Annotated in this window: 19 protein-coding genes; 9 read left to right on the forward strand and 10 right to left on the reverse strand. The window is 67.0% G+C overall.

All coding sequences use genetic code 11. The features are described from left to right. Positions 1-12 precede the first annotated feature (12 nt). A complete protein-coding gene (locus tag CAG41_RS14465) occupies positions 13-510 on the forward strand; it encodes a GNAT family N-acetyltransferase (protein WP_085582163.1) in 498 nt (165 codons plus the stop codon). Positions 511-522: 12 nt separating this feature from the next. On the opposite strand, the gene CAG41_RS14470 is transcribed toward CAG41_RS14465, so the two are convergent. From CAG41_RS14470 to CAG41_RS14495, 6 genes are all read right to left on the reverse strand, one after another. Next, positions 523-2,709, reverse strand: coding sequence for a lipase family protein (locus tag CAG41_RS14470; protein ID WP_085707128.1), 2,187 nt, complete (start codon positions 2,707-2,709; stop codon positions 523-525). A gap of 11 nt (positions 2,710-2,720) precedes the next feature. Beyond that, complete coding sequence (locus CAG41_RS14475) at positions 2,721-3,494, reverse strand: hypothetical protein (protein WP_085707129.1); 774 nt, start codon at positions 3,492-3,494, stop codon at positions 2,721-2,723. Continuing rightward, entirely contained in the window at positions 3,491-4,345 is an 855-nt protein-coding gene (locus tag CAG41_RS14480) for a DUF4123 domain-containing protein (protein ID WP_085707130.1), read from the reverse strand. Before CAG41_RS14480 ends, CAG41_RS14475 begins: the two co-directional genes overlap by 4 nt. Then, a complete protein-coding gene (locus CAG41_RS14485) occupies positions 4,342-6,423 on the reverse strand; it encodes a type VI secretion system tip protein VgrG (protein ID WP_085707131.1) in 2,082 nt (693 codons plus the stop codon). The genes CAG41_RS14480 and CAG41_RS14485 overlap by 4 nt, the downstream gene beginning before the upstream one ends. Positions 6,424-6,570: 147 nt before the next feature. Next, the gene (locus tag CAG41_RS14490) at positions 6,571-6,882 is read right to left on the reverse strand and encodes a hypothetical protein (protein ID WP_085582153.1); all 312 of its coding nucleotides are present in this window, start codon (positions 6,880-6,882) and stop codon (positions 6,571-6,573) included. Positions 6,883-6,937: 55 nt separating this feature from the next. Further along, complete coding sequence (locus tag CAG41_RS14495; RefSeq protein ID WP_085582151.1) at positions 6,938-7,525, reverse strand: phage tail protein; 588 nt, start codon at positions 7,523-7,525, stop codon at positions 6,938-6,940. Positions 7,526-7,758: 233 nt separating this feature from the next. Here CAG41_RS14495 and CAG41_RS14500 point away from each other — a divergent pair, with 233 nt between their 5' ends. The 6 genes from CAG41_RS14500 (at position 7,759) to CAG41_RS14525 (ending at position 20,098) form a co-directional block, all read left to right on the forward strand. Further along, positions 7,759-9,345: a glycosyltransferase family 39 protein gene (locus CAG41_RS14500; protein ID WP_085707132.1), complete on the forward strand. Its 1,587-nt coding sequence runs from the start codon at positions 7,759-7,761 to the stop codon at positions 9,343-9,345. Positions 9,346-9,494: 149 nt separating this feature from the next. Next, positions 9,495-10,331, forward strand: a complete 837-nt coding sequence (locus tag CAG41_RS14505) for a sulfotransferase (protein ID WP_085582147.1) — start codon at positions 9,495-9,497, stop codon at positions 10,329-10,331. 52 nt (positions 10,332-10,383) lie between these two features. After that, positions 10,384-16,761 carry an Ig-like domain-containing protein gene (locus CAG41_RS14510; RefSeq protein ID WP_085707133.1) on the forward strand — a complete coding sequence of 2,126 codons (6,378 nt, stop codon included), beginning with the start codon at positions 10,384-10,386 and terminating at the stop codon, positions 16,759-16,761. A gap of 41 nt (positions 16,762-16,802) precedes the next feature. Next, positions 16,803-18,317, forward strand: coding sequence for a TolC family protein (locus tag CAG41_RS14515; protein WP_085582142.1), 1,515 nt, complete (start codon positions 16,803-16,805; stop codon positions 18,315-18,317). A 15-nt stretch (positions 18,318-18,332) separates the two neighbouring features. Next, positions 18,333-19,118: an aspartyl/asparaginyl beta-hydroxylase domain-containing protein gene (locus CAG41_RS14520; RefSeq protein ID WP_085582140.1), complete on the forward strand. Its 786-nt coding sequence runs from the start codon at positions 18,333-18,335 to the stop codon at positions 19,116-19,118. Next, a complete protein-coding gene (locus tag CAG41_RS14525; RefSeq protein WP_085707134.1) occupies positions 19,106-20,098 on the forward strand; it encodes a sulfotransferase family protein in 993 nt (330 codons plus the stop codon). Before CAG41_RS14520 ends, CAG41_RS14525 begins: the two co-directional genes overlap by 13 nt. Here the strand turns inward: CAG41_RS14525 and CAG41_RS14530 are convergent. Together CAG41_RS14530 and CAG41_RS14535 are read right to left on the reverse strand one after the other, a co-directional pair. Then, on the reverse strand, positions 20,067-20,822 hold the full coding sequence (locus CAG41_RS14530) for a slipin family protein (RefSeq protein WP_085694938.1): 756 nt from the start codon (positions 20,820-20,822) through the stop codon (positions 20,067-20,069). The genes CAG41_RS14525 and CAG41_RS14530 overlap by 32 nt on opposite strands. A gap of 2 nt (positions 20,823-20,824) precedes the next feature. Then, positions 20,825-21,355, reverse strand: a complete 531-nt coding sequence (locus CAG41_RS14535) for an NfeD family protein (RefSeq protein WP_085582133.1) — start codon at positions 21,353-21,355, stop codon at positions 20,825-20,827. A gap of 193 nt (positions 21,356-21,548) precedes the next feature. Here CAG41_RS14535 and CAG41_RS14540 point away from each other — a divergent pair, with 193 nt between their 5' ends. After that, complete coding sequence (locus tag CAG41_RS14540; protein WP_085582131.1) at positions 21,549-22,010, forward strand: aminoacyl-tRNA deacylase; 462 nt, start codon at positions 21,549-21,551, stop codon at positions 22,008-22,010. 115 nt (positions 22,011-22,125) lie between these two features. Further along, complete coding sequence (locus CAG41_RS14545) at positions 22,126-22,371, forward strand: DUF2789 domain-containing protein (RefSeq protein WP_085631829.1); 246 nt, start codon at positions 22,126-22,128, stop codon at positions 22,369-22,371. 3 nt (positions 22,372-22,374) lie between these two features. Here CAG41_RS14545 and CAG41_RS14550 read toward each other — a convergent pair whose 3' ends face one another. Together CAG41_RS14550 and CAG41_RS14555 are read right to left on the reverse strand one after the other, a co-directional pair. Next, positions 22,375-22,656: a type II toxin-antitoxin system RelE/ParE family toxin gene (locus CAG41_RS14550; RefSeq protein WP_085582127.1), complete on the reverse strand. Its 282-nt coding sequence runs from the start codon at positions 22,654-22,656 to the stop codon at positions 22,375-22,377. Further along, complete coding sequence (locus CAG41_RS14555) at positions 22,653-22,931, reverse strand: antitoxin of toxin-antitoxin stability system (RefSeq protein WP_085632030.1); 279 nt, start codon at positions 22,929-22,931, stop codon at positions 22,653-22,655. The genes CAG41_RS14550 and CAG41_RS14555 overlap by 4 nt, the downstream gene beginning before the upstream one ends. Positions 22,932-22,948: the final 17 nt, after the last annotated feature.

Raw genomic sequence — 22,948 nt, forward strand, 5'->3', positions numbered from 1 at the left:
GAGGGCATGACGATGGCGGACAACACGAATGTCGCGGCGGACGGTCTGGTGGTGCGGCCTTCGCGACCCACCGACGGGCCGTTCCTGCACAGCCTTTACCAGTCGGCGCGGCCGGACCTGCAATGGATCGACGGCGAGCAGGAGTTCGTCCAGCAGATCGTCGGCCAGCAGTTCCAGGCGCAGGAACTGGGCATGGGTGAACACTACCCCAATGCCATGCATTACGTGGTCGAAAAGCTCGGCACGGCCATCGGCTCGTTGAGCACCGATTTCGGCGCCAACGAAGTCCGCGTGCTGTACCTGGCCTTCATCCCTCAGGCCCGCGGCCAAGGCTACGGCCGCGCCGTGCTGCAAGGGGTGCAGAAGGCCGCGCAGCAGATCCGCTGCCCGGTGGCGACGGTGGTGTGGGCCAACAACCCCCATGCGCGCCAGCACTACCTGGCGCTCGGGTTTTCCGTGGAGGAGCGCTCGCCGACGGCGGAGCGGCTGGTGTGGTATCCCCAGGGCTGAGCTTGCCGGCGGCTAGATGAACGAATCGAGGTCGAGGGTGTAGGGCGCGCCGATGGTGCGGCCCGACAGCGTGGCCAGCAGCGGGTCGTCCGCCAGGCTGTCCGGCGCCATGGCCAGCTGTTCCTGCGCAAGATTCTGCGGATGGGCCTGCCAGCGCGGCAGGCTCTCGGCCAGCCGCTGCGGGTGCCCGGCGAGGGAGCCGTAGACGTCTGCGGCCTTGACCTGGCGGTGGCGCAGGATCGCGAGGCGCTGACGGGTGCTGTCCACCCGGTCGACCTCACGGCTGAGCGCATCGATCTGCTTCTGGTGGGCGCGCACGGCGTTGTCCGGCCGCCCCGTCAGTTCGTTGCGCCGCTTGCGCAACTGCCCGGTGATGCGCTGGAGCGCCGATTCGACGTGTTCGAACTCGCGGTCGGTGACCAGCGAACGCCCCGCTTCCTGCGCCTCCTGCCAACGCCGCAAGGCCGCCCAGCACGCTGGGATGTACGCTCCGGTCATCGAATGGTGCCCGCCGTCGAGCAGTTGCTTGAGCAGCGACGGCCGATCCGGCAGGCCGTGGCGCTGGCGCACCGCCACTTCGCAGGCCGCGTGCTGGGTGATGGTGTCGCAACCCGGCGCCCACAGGATCGACGACACCTGCCCCTGCCCGAACTCCACCGGCATGGCGTGGCGCAGGGCACCGTGGTGGCCGTAGGCTTCGCCCGTCCAGTTGGTGATGCCGGCGACGAACAGCGACAGGCCGACGGGCACATTGACGAACGTCAGCGCCGCCCCCGCGCCGTAGACATCGGCCTTGGTGTTCATCCAACTGCCGGGCACGCTGGGCACCGGGTCGTTGTGGTTGACCATGCGGTAATGCACCAGCTCGCCCGCGGCCTCGACGAAACGGCGGTCGCCGGCGCGGGGGGCGCCGTAGGTGTAGAGCTGGATGTCGTAGTTGAATCCGGCCCTTCGACGGAGCATTTCAGACAAGAGCAGGGTGATCGCGCCACCAAGGCTGTGGCCGCAGATGAGGAGTTTTTGGCCGACGTGGAATTTCTCGAGGTACGCCACCACGAAGTCATAGGCTTTCTGGGCGGCTTGGTAGAACCCCCGATGGACTTGCCCTTCGCCTTCCTCAAACGGCACTTGCAGCGCATCTGCGTCACGCAAGCCGTCGGGGATTTTCTCGGCGGTGCCGCGCACGGCGATCAGTATCAGTTCGTCGTTGTGGGTGATGAAGGCTTGGGTGTCGGTGCTGTCTTTGTCACCGACATCATCTAGAAAGTGAACGCTGGCCGGGTGTTCCAGTTCGCCTTCCGGTGTCGGTCGGTTCTCGGCGTAAAGGATCGGGTCGAACGGTATGATTTCCAGCCGTCTGGAATACGGCACATCTTCGTAGAGCGGGTAAAAGGCTTTGGTCTGTGCGCTATCGACTTTCCAGAGTTCTTCGCACTTGGCCAGTGCATCGCCGAACCAGTTGCCGACGCTGGGCTGAAGCGAGAACTTCAGGGTTTGTGTCTCGGCGGAAGGTATCGCGGGTTGTTGGCCGAAAGGGCTGTAGCTCAAGGTCGCCATCAAGGCGAGCTGGTAAAGGTTGAGCGCACAGAACGACGTGTCTGTGGACAACAGGGGGCGCAATGCCCTCAGCGGACGCACTTCAAGCACCGTGTGCCGGTTCGGCATCAGGGCGGCCCCTAGTTTGCCGTGCTCAAGCATGATGGCCGCGCACCCCGAGTCGAGGGGGAAATGGCGGAACACCTCCGGCGGCAGGTGCGAAACGTGTCTGACCAGATGCCGGACTTCTACCTGAAAGTAATCGACGCCGTCGGCCAATGCGGGCCGTTCGCGTGTGCGGGTGGAGTCCGGGTTCAGGTAGCGGGTCTTCTCGGCGCGAACCTGGAGTTCAGTAATCTTGAGTGGGTAATGCGGCCTTTCCTTGAGTCTCAAGTAGACCGCCTCCTTTCCCTCGTAGGCTTGTTCAAATAACAATGAAACAGGCCCGGCAAAATGGTTCTCTAGTTTGCCGATGCCTTTTGCGTCTAAGTTACCTGCATATCTCATTCCTTCTGAGTCAGTAGCGATATAGGCCAGTCCGGCATAAGGCTCGCTCGAGCAGAACTCATCGATCAATTGAAAGCTGATCCATTTACCCCCAGTTGGACAAGCCAGCATACGGTTGCTCAAGGGATGTTCCAAATTCATCTCAAGTGATGTCATGTTGAACCTCCTTATTCCGTGCAGCCCGGATAAATGGTGCAAACGCGACCATCCGGCATTCTAAAAATGCTGAAGTCGGTGTAGTTGCCATGGCAGTAAGCCTCTTGATCTTCGTAACCGTCACCGAGGCAACGCTTCCAGCCGTTGGGCACTTTCACCCAAGTGTCTCCCCAACCCGGTTTTTCCTCCTTCGCCAACTTGACCTTCAACTTCACGGTCTTACCCGGCAATTGGTCGAGGGTATAGGCGGAGAAGGTCTTGCCCTGTTTGCGGGCGCCTTGATCGTCGGATGTCGTGCAATCAAGGATTTTCACGATGCGCCGGCTTGCGCCTGCGGTGCGAAACCACCATTCGCACTGGCTGTAGATTAAGCTTTCACCCTCTGGGTTGAAGGTGTTCTTGTAGCGCTCCTCCAGCACGTCACGAATGATGACCATGCCCTCGTCACGACCGAAATCACCGCGCTCCTTGCCATACTTCGCATAGATTTGCAGGGCGATTTTCCTGACCACCAACGGGCAGCCCTTGACGGTCTTGCGAACAGTGATTTCAGCATCGGGCCGGTAGTCCGTCCGCCACTGGCTGTTGAACACCGGCGCCAGGTTGTCACGCCTTTCGACGGTGCAGGTCTGGCCTTTTTCAGGGACGTAATGAACCGCCGCCACATAGGCAAACCCCGGCGGCAGGTCGGCGGTGAACGTGAAGGTGTTGGGTTCCCCCGCCGCGCACCCCATGAGCATCGCCAAGCTGCCGTACAGCCAGGCACCGCTGATCCAAAGCCTCATCGCGCGTCCTCCCCTTGCCAATGTCTCGACAACTGACAGACCCGCTCGAAATGCTCGTCCGGGGACTCGTCCGGCCCCGGTCGCCAATGCGGCGCGAGTTCGTGGGCCGGGGCCTGCAGGCTTTGCAGCAGGAGAACCTCCAGCCGCTGCGGGGCCGTCCAGCCCCAGGCGTCGGCCAGCGCCAGCCGTGCGCGCAGCCAGGTGTGCGGATCCTCCGAGCGGGCCAGGTCGGCGTAGGCCTGAACGTGTCCGGCCAGCAGGAAGCGGTGGGCGTTGGCCAGGCGGATGTCCAGGGTCTGCTCATCAGGCAGCGGCAGTTGCAGCCACGGCGGCGAATCCGGCACGGGGTAGGTGCCCGGCGCCGGGTTGTCGACGGACTGCCAGTGCGAGCCGTGCCAATGGCACACGCTGATGGCCGGCCCCAGGTACGCCGGCAAGGCCTCGGCGGGCAGGTGCGCCAGGGCCCGGGCCAGCACCCGGGCGTCGTGGAAGCGGTACAGCGCCTGATGAGGGCGGGTGCCGACGATCAGCCGCTCCTGCCAATGCCTGACCCACCCGGGCAGCCCACCCTGATCCAGGCTGGCCAACCAGCCCCAATGGGTGTGGGGCCTGTCGAGCAAGGCGTCGAGGCGACGGTCGTCGGGCCGCTCGAAGGTGAAGACGTAGGGGCCGGCGTCGGCCAGTTCGGCCACAACGGTTTCGCCGTAGACGCTGCGGAACTGTTCGTAGCGGCTGCTCTTGAGCCAGCGCTGGCGCATGTCGCGTTCGTTCTGCGAGTCGAGGACCAGGCACAAGAGGCGGTCGGCGCGGTGCTGTTCGGCCAGCCAGGGCAGTGCGGTGGAGTTCGTCATACCGCCGCTCCCGGCACCGGGCAGGCGCCGTCGCGGCAGGCTTCGCAGATCGGGCAGAAGTCTGCCCCCAGGGCTTTGCTGGCAGCCATCAGGCCCGGTTGCGAAGGCGCCACCAACGGCGGCAGCGGCGGTGCCGGCGCTGCGTCCGCGATGCCCTCGGGCTGCAGCGGCGGCGCGTGCAGGAAGGATGCCGGTGCGCCGCCGATCTGCAGGTCGGTGCTGGCCAGGATCCCGCGATGGTCGACCAGCAGGTGCTCGCCGCCGACCCTCAGGCTGATGCTTTTTTGAGCTTCCAGAACCAGATGTTCACCGGCGCGCAGGCACAGGTGCCCGGCGGCGTCGACCGTCATGGACGCACCGATCCGGGTGTGGCTGCCGGCGCTGACGTGCAAGTGGTCGCCGGCCTCCAGACGGGTCTTGCGGTCGCCGGTGACGGTGCGGTGCTCCTCGGCCTTCAGCACGCTGATGCTGTTGCCCCGGACGGTTTCCCGGCGTTCGTGGCCGACGTCGAGACGGCTGTCGTTGGCCACCTCCTGGTGCAGGTCGCGCTGGGCGCGCAGGCGGATCAGTTCATGGCCGGCGCGATCCTCGATCATCAGCTCGCTGGAGCCGCCGCTGTCCGGAGAGCTGCGGGAACGGAACACGCTGCGGGTCTTGTGCGTCGGCAGCTCGTAGGGCGGCGGGTTGAGGTTGTTGGTCAGGCAGCCACTGATCACCGGGCGATCGGGGTCGCCGTCGAGGAACGTCACCAGCACTTCCATGCCGACCCTAGGAATGACTGTGCTGCCGTGTGCCTGGCCGGCCCAGGTCTGGGCGGTGCGCAGCCAGCAGCTGCTGTGGGCGTCCCTTCGGCCTTCGCGATCCCAGAAGAACTGCACCTTGACCCGGCCATGGCGGTCGCAGTGGATTTCCTCGCCTGGGGGACCTGTGACCACGGCGGTCTGGGTGCAGCCGATGAGCGGTTTCGGGTGGCGCAGCGGCGGGCGGTAGACCGTGTCCCACGGCGTGGCCACGAAATGGTTGCGGTAGCCCTGGCGCAGTTCGTCGGGTGCGCCTGGGGCGTCAGGGGCGGCGATGTCGCCGCCGTATTCCTCCAGCGCCTCGGGCTGCTGGCCTTCGTGGCGGATCTCGGTCAGCAGCCAAAGGTCGTTGAGACCCGGATCAGGGTGGTCGGACAGCGACAGGAAATGCCCCGGCACCAGTGCCGGCTCGTCGCTGTCTCCGGTGCAGGGGCGGTCGTCGCTGCGGTGGCGTTCCAGGGCCCTCCGGGCGAGCAGCTTGCCGTGGTCGCGTTCGGTAGGGCGGCCGGGGTATTGGTAATCCTCCAGGCCGGGCTGACGGCCCCCCTTCGGCAGGCGGGCGTCGGCTTCCTGCACGATGTGCGCCTTCTCGAAGTCGTAGGCGCGGCGGCTGGCGCTGTCGGGCCGGGTCGTGCGCCGGTCGTCGAAACGCTGGATCGCCGGCCGGTCGGCGACCAGGGCGGCGGGCCGCTTGAACGGCGTCGGCCCGGCCAGCCTGGGGAACACGGTCTGGTCGTCGCCGAACACCAGCAGGTGCCGGTCGCGGCTGTGGCGAAAGTGATAGTGCAGGCCATCTTCCTCGCACAGGCGCTGAATGAAGTGCAGGTCGGATTCCTTGTACTGCACGCAGTACTCGCGGTCCGGCAGCGCGCGGCCGATATGGAAGTGGTGGAGGTCGGCGTGGATGCCGTGCTCCCCGAGCACCTGCGCGATGATCCGGGGGACGCTCAGATGCTGGAAGATCCGCTGGTTGACGCGATGGCGCAGGTTCGCCAGCCGGGGCGTCAGGGTTACGTCGTACCGGGTCAGCCGGTGGCCGATGTCGCCGCGGGCGACCTCCAGGATCTGGCCGTGGCGGCCGGATCCGGCATTGTCGAAGGCCAGGAAGGCCTGCCGCTGCATGAGATCGGCCAGGTCGATGTCCGGCCTCGGGCTGACCAGCCGGATCTCGAAGGCGAACGGCTGGCTGACGGACTCGGTGCCGGTGAAGGACAGCACCCGGAAATCGTGTTTAAGGTCGTCGGTCGAGAAGCGGAAACGCGCGTTGGCATCGAACATCCGTTGTTCCTTGTCCTGTGGCGGAGTCGGAACAACGTAACAAGCGGAACGGCGCAATGATGTCGGACGTTTCCCAATTCATCCGGTTGAAATGCAGGGACTACAGGGCGTTGACTGGTGTCCTACAGCCCGTTCCTGCAAGGGTTTTCAGTTGAAGGAAATGCAGAAATAACCCAACTGCGGATCCCGTCCCATCGGCGGCACCCGTGATACGAAGATGTCGTCCACCCGGCCGAGCTCCGGCAGTTCCAGGGCACACAGGCCGTCGACGAAGGCGGTCGGCTCCAGGCTGTCGAACTCCAGGCTGAACGGCATGCGTTCGCTGTGGCGCAGCTTGGCCGAAGGGATTTCCTCGTAGTGCCGGATGTGGATCGCCAGGGCCGAGCCGTCCGGCAGGTGCAGGGTGCCGGTCTGCCCCAGCAGGGCCTGGAAATGGTGGTTCTGGACTGATTGCAGCATGGTTGGGCTCCGGTGACGGGAAAAACGGCCGGGGGCTTGCGCCCCCGGCGTCCTTTCAGTTGCGCGACGGGAAGATGCCGTTCAGGGCGACGCTGAAGTTCACCACCAGGAACGGGTTCATCACGCCCATCGGCTGGCTGCCGCCCGCTGGGGAGATGTCCCCGGTGACGGTGGTGGTCAGACCCTTGAGCGGCACCGGCGTGGCGCCTTGCGCGTCGGAGTAGATGTTGGCCGAGCCCGGGCCGCCGCCGGAGGCGCCGAGGTAGGCGTTGGTGGCGGTCGGGGTGGTGGCCGGGTTGCTGGCCGGCACGGCCAGCTGCAGGGCGCTGTTGGCCGTCAGACCGGTCATCGCGTGGGTGTGGTTGGGCATGTTGGCGATGGTGGCGGTGACGCTTTCGACGCCGGCCACTTCGCCGATGGTGCGCGGCGTCAGGCCCAGGCCGTTGCCCTGCGACATGGGCATGCGCCCCTGCAGGTTGGGCAGCGCGAAGTTGGTCTGGCCGTTGCCGCCGTAATAGGTGCCGAGCAAGGCGAACAAGGCGTTGTACTGTGCGATCGAGAGAATCTGTCCGTTGCACCAGGCCCAGTCCCGTGGAGCGAACTGGAAGGCGAACGGCTGAATCGTACCCATGAATACTTCCATGATTCCTCATCCTTCTGTTGTGTGGTCGGCGCGCCGCGCATCGGCTCTTTTCGCCGGGCAGGTCAGGACGATCCGCCGGTTCCTTCCCGTTGCGCGGGCAGGTCACGCCAAGCCGTAGCGTAGACCCGGATCGGCAGACCTGCCGGATGTCGTCGCTATTGCGCATGGGGGGTGTCGCTGGCCTACAGTGAGCGTTCCGGGGGAATGGTTTAGGGCGGGAAAAGGGGAGGTTGATGGAAGCGCGTCGTGAAACACCGTTCGGGGACGCCCAGGAGCCGTTCGCGGCGCCCAATGCCGGCGTGCGGCGTCTGCTGCGCTGGGCCCGCGAGCATTGGCTGCTGCCGATCCTGCTGCTGGCCGCGGCGGTGCGGTTCTATGACCTCACCGCCGCCGCGGTCTGGGGCGACGAGGGCTCCAGCCTGCTGCTGGCCGCCTATCCGCTGGACGGCATCTGGCGCCATGCGGCGTTCGACGTGCATCCGCCGCTGTACTTCATGCTGCTGCACGGCTGGATCGCGCTGTTCGGCGACGGGATCTTCGCGATCCGCAGTTTCAGCGCCGTGCCCGGCATCGCCACGGTCGCGCTCGGCATGTGGCTGGTGGACCGCCTGGCCACCCGCCGCGCGGCGGTCATGGCCGGGGTGCTGCTGGCGCTGCTGCCGACGGCGGTGCGCTACAGCCAGGAAGTGCGCATGTACGCGCTGCTCGGGCTGTTGCTGGTGGCCGCCACGCTGGCGCTGGTGTGCTGGATCAAGCGCCCTCAGCGGCGCCGCTATCTGGCGGCCTACGCCCTGCTGCTCACGGCCGCGCTCTACACCCATTACTTCGCGGTGCTGGCGGCCCTGAGCCATTGGTTGTACCTGGGGCTGATCCGCTTGCAGCCCGGCCATCGCCTGCGGCACATCCAGCGGCGGGACTGGTGGCTGGCGAACCTGGCCGTCGCCGCGCTCTACCTGCCGTGGCTGCCGAACCTGTTGGGGCTGCTGCAGCACCTGGAGGCGCTCAAGGCCGGCGGGGACGTGGGCTGGGAGGATCCGGTGACGCTCTCGTCGCTGCCGTCGATGATCTGGACCTGGCTGATCCAGGACGACGGCGAACACCTGCCGCTGCCGGTGTTCTGCTCGGTGCCGCTGGCGGTGCTGGCGCTGGGCTGGGTGGCCGTGGCCCGTGACCGCAGCGTGGGGCACGGCAGCGCGCTGCTGGCGCTCTACACCGGCGTGCCGCTGCTGCTGGTGTTTGCGGTGTCCTTCATCTCACCCATGTTCATCGAGCGTTACCTGACGGCCTATGCGCTGGGCCTGCCGATGCTCGCCGCCGTGGCCGTCGACCGGCTGTACGCCGGCGCGCGCGTGCTGGCGGTGGCGGCGCTGGTGTCGTTCGCCGGGGTCGAGATGATCGGCGTGAACGCCAACGCCACGGTCGACCCCAATGACCAGTTCAGCGTCATGGTCGATCACGTCAACCGGCATTACGCCGCCGGCGACCGGATCGTCACCAGCGACATGCTCTGGTACTTGAGTTACGTCTACTACAACCGCACCGATGCCCAGGTGCGGCTGTTCACCCCGCCCGCCGCCGACGGCCGTCCGACCCGCCCCAACAGCTACGGCTTCGGCACGTTGGTCAGCACCGACGTGTACCTGGACCGCCTCGCCGATCTGCCCGAGGGCAGCCGACGGGTCTGGCTGATCGGCTCGCTCGACGATCCGGCCGAGTTCGGCCCGTTGCCCGACGGATGGCAGCGCGTCAGCGAAGTGCATGCCGGCGGTGCCTACGCTCGCCTGTATGTGCGGCCAAGTGCCGACAAACCGGGGGGATGAGCGCTTAAACGATTCACCGGGGCAGTCATTCGCGAAACGGATGGTCAACGTCGATTTAGCTTCGATTTGATATCAAAACACCACTAGTCGAAAGGTTATTGTTGGGCTACGCTCTGTCCGACAAACGGACTTAACCATTTGGTGAAGGGATGCAGCAGTTCCACTTTATCTCCGGCTTGCCGCGATCAGGTTCGACCCTTCTTTCTGCGATCCTGCTGCAGAACCCGCGCTTTCATGCCGGCATGACCAGCCCGGTGGGTGCGCTGTTCTCAGGTGTACTGGAGCAATGCAGCGCCGGCAGCGAGTTCGGCGCGGTGATCGACACCGACATGCGCCGCCGCCTGCTGCGCGGCCTGTTCCAGTCCTACTACGCCGACAAGGCCGACAAACCGGTGGTGTTCGACACCAACCGCCAGTGGAGCGCCCGCCTGCCGGCGATCAACGACCTGTTCCCCAACGCCAAGGTGATCGCCTGCGTGCGCAACGTCGCCTGGGTGATGGACAGCCTGGAGCGGCTGTACCGCGCCAATCCGTTCGAGAACACCAAGCTGTTCGGCGACGCCGGGGAGCGCAACACCGTCTACAGCCGCTGCGAGACCCTGGCCCAGCGCAACCGCCTGGTGGGGTTCGCCTGGGCGGCGCTCAAGGAAGCCTATTACGGCGAGCACGCCGATTCCTTGCTGATCATCGACTACGACCTGCTGACCCAGGCCCCGGAGCGGGTGCTGCGGCTGGTCTACGAGTTCATCGGCGAGCCGTGGTTCGAACACGATTTCGAGCATCTGGCCTACGACGCGCCCGAGTTCGACCAAGCCCTGGGGGTGTCCGGCCTGCACAAGGTCAAGCCCAGGGTCGCCCTGCAGTCCCGGCGCACCATCCTGCCGCCGGACCTGTTCAACCAATACGCCGATCTGTCCTTTTGGCTCGATGGCTCAGCCAGCGCCGCCAATGTCATTCGTATGAAGTCCGACGCCGCGATCAGTTGATCGCGGCGTTTTTCATTGATGTGTCACAACTGTTCGAGTCCGGGTGAGCAACATGTGGTGGAGCAAGAAACACGCGCGGGTAACCGAGGGTGCACGGACGCTGGCCGCGCCGATGATCATGTCGCTGGAGCCGCGCATGCTGTTCGACGGCGCGGTGGCGGCGACCGTCGCCGACACCGCTGCCCAGGCTGACAGCCATCCCGCCGCCGACGCCGCCAAGGCGCCGACCGCCGACCACCCGGTCGCCAGCAAAGACACCCACGGCCAGGCCGATGCCGCGCCCGCCGCCAGCCCAGTGGCGGTGCCGGGCCAGAGCGTGGTGTTCGTCGACTCCCGGGTCAAGGACGCCGACAGCCTGCTCCAGGGCATCGCCCCCGGCACCCAGGTGGTGAAGCTCGACGCGGGCAAGGACGGCCTGCAGCAGATCGCCGACTACCTCGACCAGCACCACGGCGTGAGTTCGGTGCAGATCATCGCCCACGGCAACGCCGGCGACCTGTGGCTGGGCAACAGCTACCTGTCGGCGGACAACGTCGCCCAGCGCAGCGCGGTGCTGGCGGAAATCGGCAAGGACATGAACGTCGGCGGCGACATCCTGATCTACGGCTGCTACACCGCCGAGGGCGACCGCGGTCTGAGCTTCGTCGATTCCCTGGCGCAACTGACCGGGCGCGACGTCGCGGCCTCGAACAACCGCACCGGCGTGGGCGGCGACTGGAACCTGGAAATCGCCACCGGCAACATCGAAAGCGCCAACGTGCTGTCGGCCAAGTCGATGAGCGAATACCAGTGGGGCCTGGCCACCTGGACCGCGACCAACAACCTCAACACCGGCGTCGGCTCGCTGCGGGCGGCGCTGGCCTCGGCGCAGAACGGCGACATCGTCACGTTCAGCTCCGGCATGACCGTGCAGCTCACCTCCGAACTGCTGATCAACAAGAACATCACCGTCGACGGCGACCTGAACAACGACGGCGTGGCCGACGTGACGCTCGACGGCCAGTACAAGACGCGAGTGGTGGAAATCGCCTCCGGCAGCACGGTGACGCTGGACGGCCTGGTGATCACCCGCGGGCTGGTGTCGGGCAACGGCGGCAACGGCGGCTACGGCGCGGCCGGCGCCATGGGCGGCGGGATCTTCAACGCCGGCGTGCTGACCCTCAGCAACGTTTCGGTCACCAGCAACGCGGCGGCCGGCGGCGGTGGCGGCGGCGGTGTCACGGGCGCGTTCTACGGCGGCGGCGGTGGCGGCGGCGGTGGCATCGGCGGTCAGGGCGGCGGCCATGGCGGCAGCGCCGGCCCCGGCGTCGGTACGCTGGGCGGCGGGGCCGCCACCGCCGGCATCGGCGGCTACGGCGGCGGCTACGACGCGGTCCAGATGGGCGGCCGCGGCGGCGGCACCACCGGCGGCACCGGCGGCCTGGGCGTGTCCAACTACAGCAACGGCGGCAACGGCGGCACGGCGAGCAACGGCACCATCTCCATCGGCGGCGGCGGTGGCGGGGCCGGCTGGGACAAGGTCGGCGGGGCCGGCGGCAACGCGGCCGGCGGTATCTACAACGCTGCCAGCGGCACCCTGAAGATCGTCGGCACGTCCGTCATCAGCAACAACATCGGTGCGGGCGGCGGCGGTGGCGGCGGTGGCGGCCAGGGCAGCAACGCCAGCAACGGCGGGATCGCCGGGCGCGGCGTCGGCGCCATCTGGAACCAGGGCGGCACGGTGCTGATCACCGCCGCCAACTTCGCCGCCATCAGCGGCAACGGCGCCGGCAGCGGCGCGGGCGGCACGGCCCAGGGCGGCGGCTCGACGGGCGCGTCGCCGACGGCCTTCGCGGCGATCTTCAACAACGGCGGCACCCTCAACACCGCGTACGTGGAACCGCCGACCGCAACCATCGTGGTGTCCGACACCGCGCTGAAGATCGGCGAGACCTCGCTGGTGACCATCACCTTCAGCCGGGCGGTGACCGGTTTCACCAACGCCGACCTGACCATCGCCAACGGCACCCTGAGCGCGGTGAGCAGCGCCGACGGCGGCATCACCTGGACGGCGACCTTCACCCCGACCAACGGCATCACCGACACCACCAACCTGATCGTCCTGGACAACACCGGGGTGACGGCGGTCTCCGACGGCGCAGCAGGCGTCGGCACCACCTCGTCGAACAACTACGCCATCGACACCCAGCGGCCGACCGCGACCATCGTGCTGGCCGATTCGGCCCTGAAGGTCGGCGAAACCTCGCAGGTGACCATCACCTTCAGCGAGGCCGTGAGCGGCTTCACCAACGCCGACCTGACGATCCCCAACGGCACGCTGAGCGCGGTGAGCAGCGCCGACGGCGGCATCACCTGGACGGCGACGTTCACGCCGACCGCCAACATCACCGACACCACCAACCTGATCACCCTGGACAACACCGGCGTCGTCGACCTGTCGGGCAACGCCGGCAGCGGCACCACGGACTCGGCCAACTTCACCATCGACACCCAGCGGCCGACCGCGACCATCGTCGTGACGGACACGAACCTGGCGGCCGGCGAAACCTCGCTGGTGACCATCACCTTCAGCGAAGCGGTGACCGGCTTCACCACCGCCGACCTGACCGTGGCCAACGGCACGCTGTCGGGCCTGAGCAGCAGCGACGGCGGCATCACCTGGACGGCCACCCTGACGCCGAACGCCAACATCACCGACAGCACCAACCTGGTCACCCTGGACAACACCGGCATCGCCGACCTTGCGGGCAACGCCGGCAGCGGCACCACCAACTCCAACAACTACGCCATCGACACGGCGCGCCCGACCGCCACCATCGTGGTGGCCGACAATGCGCTGAAGATCGGCGAGACCTCGCTGGTGACCATCACCTTCAGCGAGGCGGTGACCGGCTTCACCAACGCCGACCTGACCATCGCCAACGGCACCCTGAGCGCGGTGAGCAGCAGCGACGGCGGCATCACCTGGACGGCGACCTTCACGCCGACCGCCAACATCACCGACGCCACCAACGTCATCACCCTGGACAACACCGGGGTCACCGACGCGGCGGGCAACACCGGCAGCGGCACCACCGATTCGAACAACTACGCCGTCGACACCCAGCGCCCGACCGCCACCATCGTGGTCGCGAACCCGACGCTGGCCGTCGGCCAGACCTCGCTGGTGACCATCACCTTCAGCGAGGCGGTGACCGGTTTCACCAACGCCGACCTGACCATCGCCAACGGCACCCTGAGCGCGGTGAGCAGCAGCGATGGCGGCATCACCTGGACGGCGACCTTCACGCCGACCGCCAACGTCACCGACGCCACCAACCTGATCACCCTGGACAACACCGGGGTCGCGGACACGTCGGGCAACGCCGGCAGCGGCAGCACCGATTCGAACAACTACGCCATCGACACCCAGCGGCCGACGGCGACCATCGTCATGGCCGACAGCAACCTCGCCGCCGGCGAAACCTCGCTGGTGACCATCACCTTCAGCGAAGCGGTCACCGGGTTCACCAACGCGGACCTGACCGTCCCCAACGGCACGTTGAGCGCGGTGAGCAGCAGCGACGGCGGCATCACCTGGACGGCGACCTTCACCCCAAGCGTGGGCGTCAACGACGCCACCAACGTGATCACCCTGGCCAACACCGGCATCGCCGACCTGGCCGGCAACGCCGGCAGCGGCACCACCAACTCGGGCAACTTCACGATCAACACGCAGGTGCCGACGGCCACCATCGTGGTCGCCAACAGCAGCCTGGGGGTCGGCGGCACCTCGCTGGTGACCATCACCTTCAGCGAAGCGGTCACCGGGTTCACCAACGCGGACCTGACCGTCGCCAACGGCACCCTGAGCGCGGTGAGCAGCGCCGACGGCGGCGTCACCTGGACGGCGACGTTCACCCCGACCGCGAACATCACCGACACCAGCAACCTGATCACCCTGGACAACACCGGCGTGCAGAACAGCGTCGGCAACGCCGGCAGCGGCACCACCGACTCGAACAACTACGCCATCGACACCCAGCGCCCGACCGCCACCATCGTGGTGGCCGACACGGCACTCGGCGTCGGCCAGACCACCACGGTGACCATCACCTTCAGCGAAGCGGTGACCGGATTCAGCCTGGCCGACCTGACCGCGGAAAACGGCACGCTCAGCGGCCTGACCACCTCGGACAACATCACCTGGACGGCCACCTTCACCCCGGCGGCGGGCATCACCGACACCACTAACCTGATCACGCTGGACAACACCGGCGTCGCCGACGTGGCGGGCAACGCCGGCAGCGGCACCACCGACTCGAACAACTACGCGGTCGACAGCCAGCGTCCGACGGCGACCATCGTCATGGCCGACACCGACCTGCGCCCGGGCGAGACCACCACGGTGACCATCACCTTCAGCGAGGCGGTGACCGGGTTCGACAACAGCGACCTCAGCATCCCCAACGGCACCCTGAGCAGCGTCACCTCAAGCGACGGCGGCATCACCTGGACGGCGACTTTCACGCCGGCCCTGGGCGTGACCGACAACACCAACCTCATCGTCCTCAACAACGCCGGCTACACCGACGTGGCGGGCAACGCCGGCCTCGGCACCACCAGCTCGGCCAACTTCACGGTGAACACCCTGGTGCCGACCGCGACCATCGTCGTCGCCGACACCGCCCTCAAGGCCGGTGAAACGTCATTGGTGACCATCACCTTCAACGAGGCGGTGAGCGGCTTCGACAACAGCGACCTGACCATCGCCAACGGCACGTTGAGCAACGTCAGCAGCAGCGACGGCGGCATCACCTGGACGGCGACGTTCACCCCGACCGCCAACGTCACCGACACCACCAACCTGATCACCCTGAACAACGCCGGGGTGACCAACGCCTCGGGCAACAGCGGGGTCGGCACCACCGACTCGAACAACTTCGCCATCGACACCGCGCTGCCGACCGCCACCATCACGGTCGCCGACAACCGCCTGGGCATCGGCGAGACCACCACGGTGACCATCACCTTCAGCGAGGCGGTGAGCGGTTTCGACCTGTCGGACATCAGCGTCGCCAACGGCGTGCTGTCGAACCTGAGCAGCAGCGACGGCGGCGTGACCTGGACCGCCACGCTGACGCCGACCGCCGGCGTCAACGACGCGACCAACCTGATCGTGCTCGACACCGCCGGCGTGCAGGACGCGGCGGGCAACCTCGGGGCGAGCATCGCCATCTCCAACAACTACATCCTCGACGCGACCCGGCCGACGGTGAACATCGTGGTGGCCAACCCGCACCTGGGCATCGGCCAGACCACCACCGTGACCTTCACCTTCAGCGAGGCGGTGAGCAACTTCGACCTGTCGGATCTCAGCGTCACCAACGGCGACCTGAGCAACCTGAGCAGCAGCGACGGCGGCAAGACCTGGACGGCGACCTTCACGCCGACCGCGAACGTCACCGACCCGAGCAACTTCATCGCCCTCGACACCAGCAACGTCACGGACCTGGCGGGCAACGCCGGCAGCACAGTGGCGGTGTCCAACAACTACGCCCTCGACGCCGAGCGGCCCACCGCCACGGTGGTGGTGGCTAACCCGAACCTGGGCATCGGCCAGACCACCCAGGTGACCATCACCTTCAACGAGGCGGTCAGCGGCTTCGACCTGGCGGACATCAGCGTCGCCAACGGCACCCTGTCCGGCCTGAGCAGCAACGACGGCGGCAAGACCTGGACCGCGACCCTGACGCCGAACGCCAACGTCAACAGCGCCAGCAACGCGATCAGCGTCAACGCCGCCGGGGTCAGCGATCTCTCCGGCAACAGCGGCAGCGGCATCAGCCAGTCCGGCAACTACGTGATCAATACCGTGCCGCCGACGCCTCCGACGTCGCCGACCGTGGTGGTGACCCCGGATCCTGAATTCCGCAGCAGCGACCCGGTGACCGTAGCGCCGCCGCCGTACGTGCCGCTGCAACCGATCGTGTTCACCCCGCCCACCGGCAACCTCGGCTCGCCGCTGACCTTCTCACCGCTGTTCGAGCAGCGGGTGATCGGCGACGGCATCCGTCCGCTCGGTGACATTTTCATCAACCGCGGCGCGCTGAGCCCCAGCTTCATCGCCCAGGTGTTCGGCGACAGCACCTACGGCGACGGCACCGGTCACGGTTTCCTCGGCTTCGGCGGAGGCGACGGCGGGGTGTTCGGCAGCAGCACGTTCGCCGGCCTGTTCAATCAGGCCAGCGATGCCGAGCGCGAATCGGTCAACGCCTTCGACAGCCATCCGATCAAGGGCGGCGACGTTTCCCAGGGCCTGCGCGGCGTGTTCGGCGCGCCGACCCTGGGCCAGCAACTGCAGCAGTTCCAGGACAGCGAGCAGCACCGGGTCGACAGCCTGGCGGCGGCGCTCAAGCAGATCGGCGTCAGCGAAACGCCGAGCGCATAAAAACAACACACCATTTGTAGGACCCAAGGGGCGATCCAGGGATGAAGAAGAGTCAGAAGTTGTTCGGCGCCAGCCTGCTGGCGCTGGCGATCAGCGGATGTGCAGTCACCAGTGAGCCGATCGAGCGCAGCGTCAGCGAACAGCGGGCCCGAAGCGATCTGCAGAACATGTACAAGGGCCAGGAGCCGCTGCACGGCCCGCTGACCCTGCACCAGGCCATGGCCCGGGCGGTGAAGTACAATCTCGAAGGCCGGCTCAAGGTCATGGAGGAGGCGCTGGCCAAGCGGCAGCTCGACCTCGCCAGCTTCGACATGCTGCCGCGCATGGCGCTGGACGCCGGCTACGTGGGGCGCAACAACGTCAGCGCCTCCAGCAGCCAGAGCGTGCGCACCGGCACCCAGTCCCTGGAACCGTCGACCTCCCAGGACCGCGACCGCGACGTCGCCGACCTGACCATGGTCTGGAACGTGCTCGACTTCGGCGTCAGCTACATCAGCGCCAAGCAGCAGGGCGACCAGCGCCTGATCGTTCAGGAGCGCCGGCGCAAGGTGATCAACACCATCGTCCAGGACGTGCGCTCGGCCTACTGGCGGGCGATGGCCGCCGAACGCCTGCTCAAGCAGATCGATGCCTTGATGGCCCGGGTCGACACCGCCCGGCGCAACAGCCAGAGCATGAGCGACCAGCGCATCGGCGACCCGGTGCAGGCCCTCGGCTACCAACGCTCGCTGATCGAGGCGACCCGCCAGCTGGAGGAGCAGCGCCGCGCGCTGTCGCTGGCCAAGACCGAACTGGCGACCCTGATCAACCTGCCGATGGGCTCGGAGCTGACCCTGGCCACCGACGACGGCTACCAGATCCCGGAACTCAAGGTCGACCTGGCCAAACTGGAACAGGAAGCCCTGACCAACCGTCCGGAACTGCGCGAGCAGGACTACCAGACCCGCATCAGCGCCGCCGAGACCCGCAAGGCCATGTTGCGCATGCTGCCGGGGCTGGAGTTCTCCGCCGGCGGGCACTACGACAGCAACTCGTTCCTCGTAGAGCAAGGCTGGGCCGACTACGGCGTGAAAGTCACCTGGAACCTGTTCAACGTGATCTCCGCCCCGGCGGCCATCGACGTGGCCAAGGCCGGCGAAGAAGTCGCCGCCGCACGCCGTCAGGCGATGTCGGTGGCGGTGCTGGCCCAGTTGTACGTGGCCAACGCGAACTATCAGGAGGCGCTGCGCCAGTTCAAGACCAGCCAGCAGTTGTCGGAGATCGACGGCCAGATCGTCGGTCAGTTGCGCAACCGCCACCAGGCCGCCGGCATCGGCGAACTGGACCTGATCCAGGGCGAACTGAACAACCTGCAGGCCGACCTGCGCCGCGACCTGGCCTACGCCGACCTGCGCAACGCCTACGGCCAGATCTTCGCCAGCGCCGGGCTCGATCCGCTGCCGGATCAGGTGCAGTCGACCCAGGTGCAGTCGATCGCCACCGCCCTGGCCAACCGCGAAGCGGCGTGGGCCTCGGGCGACATTTCGGTGCCGGTGGCCCATGCCCCTGCGCAGTGATGCGCCCGGTGTCCCATGAGCCGGCCGGCCTACTCGCGGTTGCCGGTGGCGGTGGATCTGCCGCTGCTGCGCCAGGCGCTGGCGGCGATTGACGACAGCGCCTGGCGGGGGCATTTCAACACCGCGTACTTTGCCGGCGACTGGAGCGGCGTGGCGCTGATCTCCGCGGCGGATGCGTTCACCGAACTGTCGCCCGGCCAGGCTGCGCCGGTGCCCCGCGGGCCCTGGCTCAACGACCGCCGCTGGCGCCAGGCGCTGCGTGGCCTGCCGTTGCAGATCGTCAGCGCCCGGCTGCTTCGGCTCGGGCCGGGCGGGCAGATCCACGAACACCGCGACTACGACCTGGAAGGCCCCGAGGCGGATCTGCGCCTGCACATCCCGCTGCTCAGCCCGCCCGCCGTGGATTTCTGGCTGGACGGCCAGCGCATGCCGATGCAGGCCGGGGAGTGCTGGTTCCTCGACCTGTCGCGGCCCCACCGGGTCGACAACCGCGACAGCAGCGTTCGGGTTCATCTGGTGCTCGATTGCCGTCCCTGCCCTTGGCTTGAGCGGATGATCGGCGAAGGCCTGGCGGACACGCCGGCCCCCGGCACCGAAGACACGGCCCTGCAGCAGTTTCAGCGGCAAGTGGCGGACGATCCGGCGCTCAGCGCGACGCTGCAGGCCGTGCAGGATCCCGAGCGCTTCATCGATTGCGCCGTGGCGCTGGCCGCCGAGCGCGGCCTCGCGCTCACGCCTCAGGCCCTGCGCGCCGCGATGCGCAACGGACGGCGGACATGGAACGAACAATGGCGCGCATGAATTTCGACGGCTGGCTGCCGATCCGCATCTGGAGCGAGGCCGGGCAGTGGCAGGTGGACTGGTGCTGGTTCGGCGATGCGCCGTTGCGCCAGCCGTTTTTCCGCGATGCGGTGGACGACGCGCTGCGGCTGCCGTTCAACCAGGCCTTGCGCCGGCAGACGCCGCTGTCGGCGCTGACGGACTGGCAGGCGCACAGCCCCGGCCTTGCGCCGAGCGCGTTCATCCTGCATGCCTCGCGCTGCGGTTCGACCCTGGTCAGCCAGATGCTGGCCCGGCTCGATGACCACATCGTCGTGTCCGAGCCGCCGCCCCTCGATGCCCTGCTGCGCAGCGACCTGCCGGCGCCCGAACGCCGGGCGGCCATCGCCGGGCTGCTGTCGGCCTACGGCCAGCGTCGGCGCGGCGGCGAACAGCGGCTGGTGATCAAGCTCGACGCCTGGAACATCGGCGAATGGCCGCTGCTGCGCGAATGCCACGGGCAGACGCCGTGGCTGTTCGTCTACCGCGACCCGCTGGAGATCGCCGTCTCCCATATGCGCCGTCCCGGCATGCACATGGTGGCGGGCATGCTCGGCGACTGCGTGCTGGACGACGGCCTGCCGTTCGAGGGGCGCGAAGACTTCATCGCCCGGCGCCTGGGGCGTCTGCTGGAGGCCGGGTGGGTGCATTGCCGCGATTCCGGCGGGCTGGCGGTGAACTACAGCGAATTGCCCGAGGCCATGACCGGGCACCTGGCGACGTTTTTCGGATTGAGCGCCGAGCAGTGCCTTCGGGCATCGGCGGCGACCGTGCAGCACGCGAAACAGCCGGCGCAGGTGTTCGTCGCCGACGGCGAGGACAAGCGCCGCGAAGCGTCGGCGCTGCTCCAGGCGCGGGTCGAGCACTACGCCGGGGCGCCTTACCGGGCGCTGGAGGCGTTGCGGCAGGACGCATCGTGCGCCGAGGTCATTACGGTTTCGTCAGGTCGCTCATCCCTTTGAGCAGCTCGATCGGCAGCGGAAAGACGATCGTCGAGCTCTTGTCCCCGGCGATCGAACTCAAGGTCTGCATGTAGCGCAGCTGCATGGCGCCGGACTGGCGCCCCAGCATCTCGGCGGCCTGCATGAGCTTCTCGGAGGCCTGCAGTTCGCCTTCGGCGTGGATCACCTTGGCCCGCCGCTCCCGTTCCGCCTCGGCCTGCTTGGCGATGGCGCGCACCATCGATTCGTTGAGGTCGACGTGCTTGATCTCGACGTTGGCGACCTTGATGCCCCAGGCGTCGGTCTGGGCGTCCAGCACCTGCTGGATGTCGATGTTCAGCCGTTCCCGTTCGGCCAGCAGTTCGTCCAGCTCATGCTTGCCCAGCACCGCGCGCAGGGTGGTCTGGGCCAGTTGGCTGGTGGCCATGAGGAAGTCCTCGACCTGGATGATCGCCTTCTGCGGGTCGAGCACGCGAAAGTACAGCACCGCGTTGACCTTCACCGACACGTTGTCGCGGGTGATCACGTCCTGGGGCGGCACGTCGAGGACGATGGTGCGCAAGTCCACCCGCACCATCTGCTGCACCACGGGGATCAGCAGGATCAGCCCCGGCCCCTTGACCTGCCAGAAGCGCCCGAGCTGGAACACCACGCCCCGTTCGTACTCGCGCAGGATGCGGAACGTCGAGCCGGCCAGGGCGATGAGCAACAGCAGCAGCGCGACAAAACCGATTTGCAGACCCATGATCACTCTCCGAGCGGTGCCGCGTCAGCCGCGGCCACTTGCAGCAACAGGCCCTTGCGGCCCACCACCCGCACCGGTTGCCCGGTGTGCAGCGGCGTGGGGCTGAGCACCTGCCAGCGTTCTCCCTGCAATTGCACCCAGCCGCTGCGGGCATCGCCGGGCTCCACGACGGTGACCGCCGTCACGCTGCCGAGCAGCCCGGCGTCGCCGCTGACCGGCCGGCGCGGCCGGGTCTTGAGGGCCCGCCAGAGCAGCGCGGCCAGCAGCACCGCACTGACCAGGCCCAGGCCGAGCATCATCGGCACCGGCAGGCCGACGTCACCCAGGATCAGCGCGCCGACCACGAACATGACAAGGCCGGCCAACCCGACCACACCGTAGTTGGGCAGCACGGCTTCGGCGATCATGAACGCGATGCCGAGGGTGATCAGCCACAGGCCCACCGGGTTGACCGCCGGCAGCGGGGCATCCGCCGCCAGGGCTGCTCCGCTGAGCAGCATCGACAGGGCAAGCGCACAGCAACGGGTGTTCACGTGACCCTCCGGGAGCGTCAGGGGCTTACCTACAGTCTAGTTGAGCCTGCACCTGGATGATTTTTGATCAGTCCGGGCAAGCCGCCAGTGGGCGGAAATCCCTGTGCGGGCGGCCCGGCGGACTAGACTTTGTGGACGGCAACAGCATTCATGACCGTCCGCCGCACAGCGCCGGCGGGCATCGAGGTGCATCATGCGTATGGCAAGAAAGGTGCAAAGCAGCCTGAGACAGGCGCAATGCGAATATGACATCGTCGCTCATCCGCACTCCTCCAGCAGCCTGGAAACGGCGCGGGTCGCCGGGGTGCCGGCGGAGCGGGTGGCCAAATCGGTGATCCTCGACGATCGCCACGGGCACTACCTGATGGCCGTGCTGCCGGCCAGCCATCATCTGGACCTGAGCAAAGTGCCCGATGGCGGGCAATGGCAGATCACCCGCGAAAGCAACCTGGCGCACCTGTTCGACGACTGTGAACGCGGCGCGGTGCCGCCGCTGGGCGACGCCTACGGGCTGGACATGGTCATCGACCCGCTGCTGACCCGGCAGAAAGACATCTACCTGGAGGCCGGAAACCACAACAACCTGCTGCACATGAGCATCCCTGAATTCCTCAAGGCGGTGCCCCATGCGCAGGTGCGGGAGCTGAGCGATTAGCTACCGCCCTGCGGTGCACGACGCAGGACCTGCGCAAGCGAGCCTGTCCGCGATGACGGCGGCAGGCGGGCTCCCGCAGTCTTTCCTTTGCCCGTGACTTTCGAAGGAGCCAGACATGGAAAACCCGACCCACAGCCTTTCAGCGTTGTTCAAGCAACTCGGCCTGGCCAGCGATCCGGCCGGCATCGACCAGTTCATCGCCACCCATTCCCCGCTCAAGCCGGAACTGCACCTGGCCGATGCGTTTTTCTGGAACGAGGCGCAGAAGGCCTTTCTGCGGGACGAGATTCTGGATGACGCGGATTGGGCGGAGGTGGTGGATCAGTTGGATGTGATGTTGAGAAAGGGAAGGGCCGGGTAGTCGTCACTGCGGCAATGGCCATCGTCGAGCGGTATGGATCAGCGCCAGAATCCACACCGCCTCTTGCTCGATCTGGTAAACGAGACGGTAGCTGGGATGAGGAATGATCTCGCGCGTGCCGGCGATGATGCCGACGGGGCCGATGTTCGGGTTCCGGGAGAGGCGGGACACCGCCTCGCTGAAGCGGGTGTCCATGTCTGCGGCGGCTTTTGGGTTCGCTTCGTAAAGGTAATCCCAAATCTGTGCACGATCCTGTGCGGCGGTTGGTGTCCATATAATCTTCATTCTTGACTGTCTGCCCGCCTGCGCCTTGCGGCGAATTGAGCTTCAACGTCTTCGTTCGACAGGCCGTCACCCGAGCGGACGGCATCGCGGGCGATGTCGACCTTGCGTTGCAGAAAGGCTTCGTACTCCCGTGCTTCCCGTTGTGTCCGCACAAAGTCGCGCATCATTTCCCGCACGATCTGCGAAGCAGGGCGATGGCTGGCTTCGGCCTCGGACATGAACTGTTCGCGCAATTCCGGTTCAAGCTTCATTGTGAAAACGGCTTGTTTCGACATCATGTCGTTCCTCGATT

The sequence above is a fragment of the Pseudomonas sp. B35(2017) genome, from assembly GCF_002113645.1.
GTDB classification, from domain to species: Bacteria; Pseudomonadota; Gammaproteobacteria; order Pseudomonadales; family Pseudomonadaceae; genus Aquipseudomonas; species Aquipseudomonas ekonensis.

Excerpts from the sequence above, each read along its gene's own strand:
- CAG41_RS14465 (WP_085582163.1), top strand. The coding sequence starts at position 13 with ATGGCGGACAACACGAATGTCGCGGCGGACGGTCTGGTGGTGCGGCCT.
- CAG41_RS14470 (WP_085707128.1), bottom strand. The coding sequence starts at position 2,709 with ATGACATCACTTGAGATGAATTTGGAACATCCCTTGAGCAACCGTATG.
- CAG41_RS14475 (WP_085707129.1), bottom strand. The coding sequence starts at position 3,494 with ATGAGGCTTTGGATCAGCGGTGCCTGGCTGTACGGCAGCTTGGCGATG.
- CAG41_RS14480 (WP_085707130.1), bottom strand. The coding sequence starts at position 4,345 with ATGACGAACTCCACCGCACTGCCCTGGCTGGCCGAACAGCACCGCGCC.
- CAG41_RS14485 (WP_085707131.1), bottom strand. The coding sequence starts at position 6,423 with ATGTTCGATGCCAACGCGCGTTTCCGCTTCTCGACCGACGACCTTAAA.
- CAG41_RS14490 (WP_085582153.1), bottom strand. The coding sequence starts at position 6,882 with ATGCTGCAATCAGTCCAGAACCACCATTTCCAGGCCCTGCTGGGGCAG.
- CAG41_RS14495 (WP_085582151.1), bottom strand. The coding sequence starts at position 7,525 with ATGGAAGTATTCATGGGTACGATTCAGCCGTTCGCCTTCCAGTTCGCT.
- CAG41_RS14500 (WP_085707132.1), top strand. The coding sequence starts at position 7,759 with ATGGAAGCGCGTCGTGAAACACCGTTCGGGGACGCCCAGGAGCCGTTC.
- CAG41_RS14505 (WP_085582147.1), top strand. The coding sequence starts at position 9,495 with ATGCAGCAGTTCCACTTTATCTCCGGCTTGCCGCGATCAGGTTCGACC.
- CAG41_RS14510 (WP_085707133.1), top strand. The coding sequence starts at position 10,384 with ATGTGGTGGAGCAAGAAACACGCGCGGGTAACCGAGGGTGCACGGACG.
- CAG41_RS14515 (WP_085582142.1), top strand. The coding sequence starts at position 16,803 with ATGAAGAAGAGTCAGAAGTTGTTCGGCGCCAGCCTGCTGGCGCTGGCG.
- CAG41_RS14520 (WP_085582140.1), top strand. The coding sequence starts at position 18,333 with ATGAGCCGGCCGGCCTACTCGCGGTTGCCGGTGGCGGTGGATCTGCCG.
- CAG41_RS14525 (WP_085707134.1), top strand. The coding sequence starts at position 19,106 with ATGGCGCGCATGAATTTCGACGGCTGGCTGCCGATCCGCATCTGGAGC.
- CAG41_RS14530 (WP_085694938.1), bottom strand. The coding sequence starts at position 20,822 with ATGGGTCTGCAAATCGGTTTTGTCGCGCTGCTGCTGTTGCTCATCGCC.
- CAG41_RS14540 (WP_085582131.1), top strand. The coding sequence starts at position 21,549 with ATGCGTATGGCAAGAAAGGTGCAAAGCAGCCTGAGACAGGCGCAATGC.
- CAG41_RS14545 (WP_085631829.1), top strand. The coding sequence starts at position 22,126 with ATGGAAAACCCGACCCACAGCCTTTCAGCGTTGTTCAAGCAACTCGGC.
- CAG41_RS14550 (WP_085582127.1), bottom strand. The coding sequence starts at position 22,656 with ATGAAGATTATATGGACACCAACCGCCGCACAGGATCGTGCACAGATT.
- CAG41_RS14555 (WP_085632030.1), bottom strand. The coding sequence starts at position 22,931 with ATGTCGAAACAAGCCGTTTTCACAATGAAGCTTGAACCGGAATTGCGC.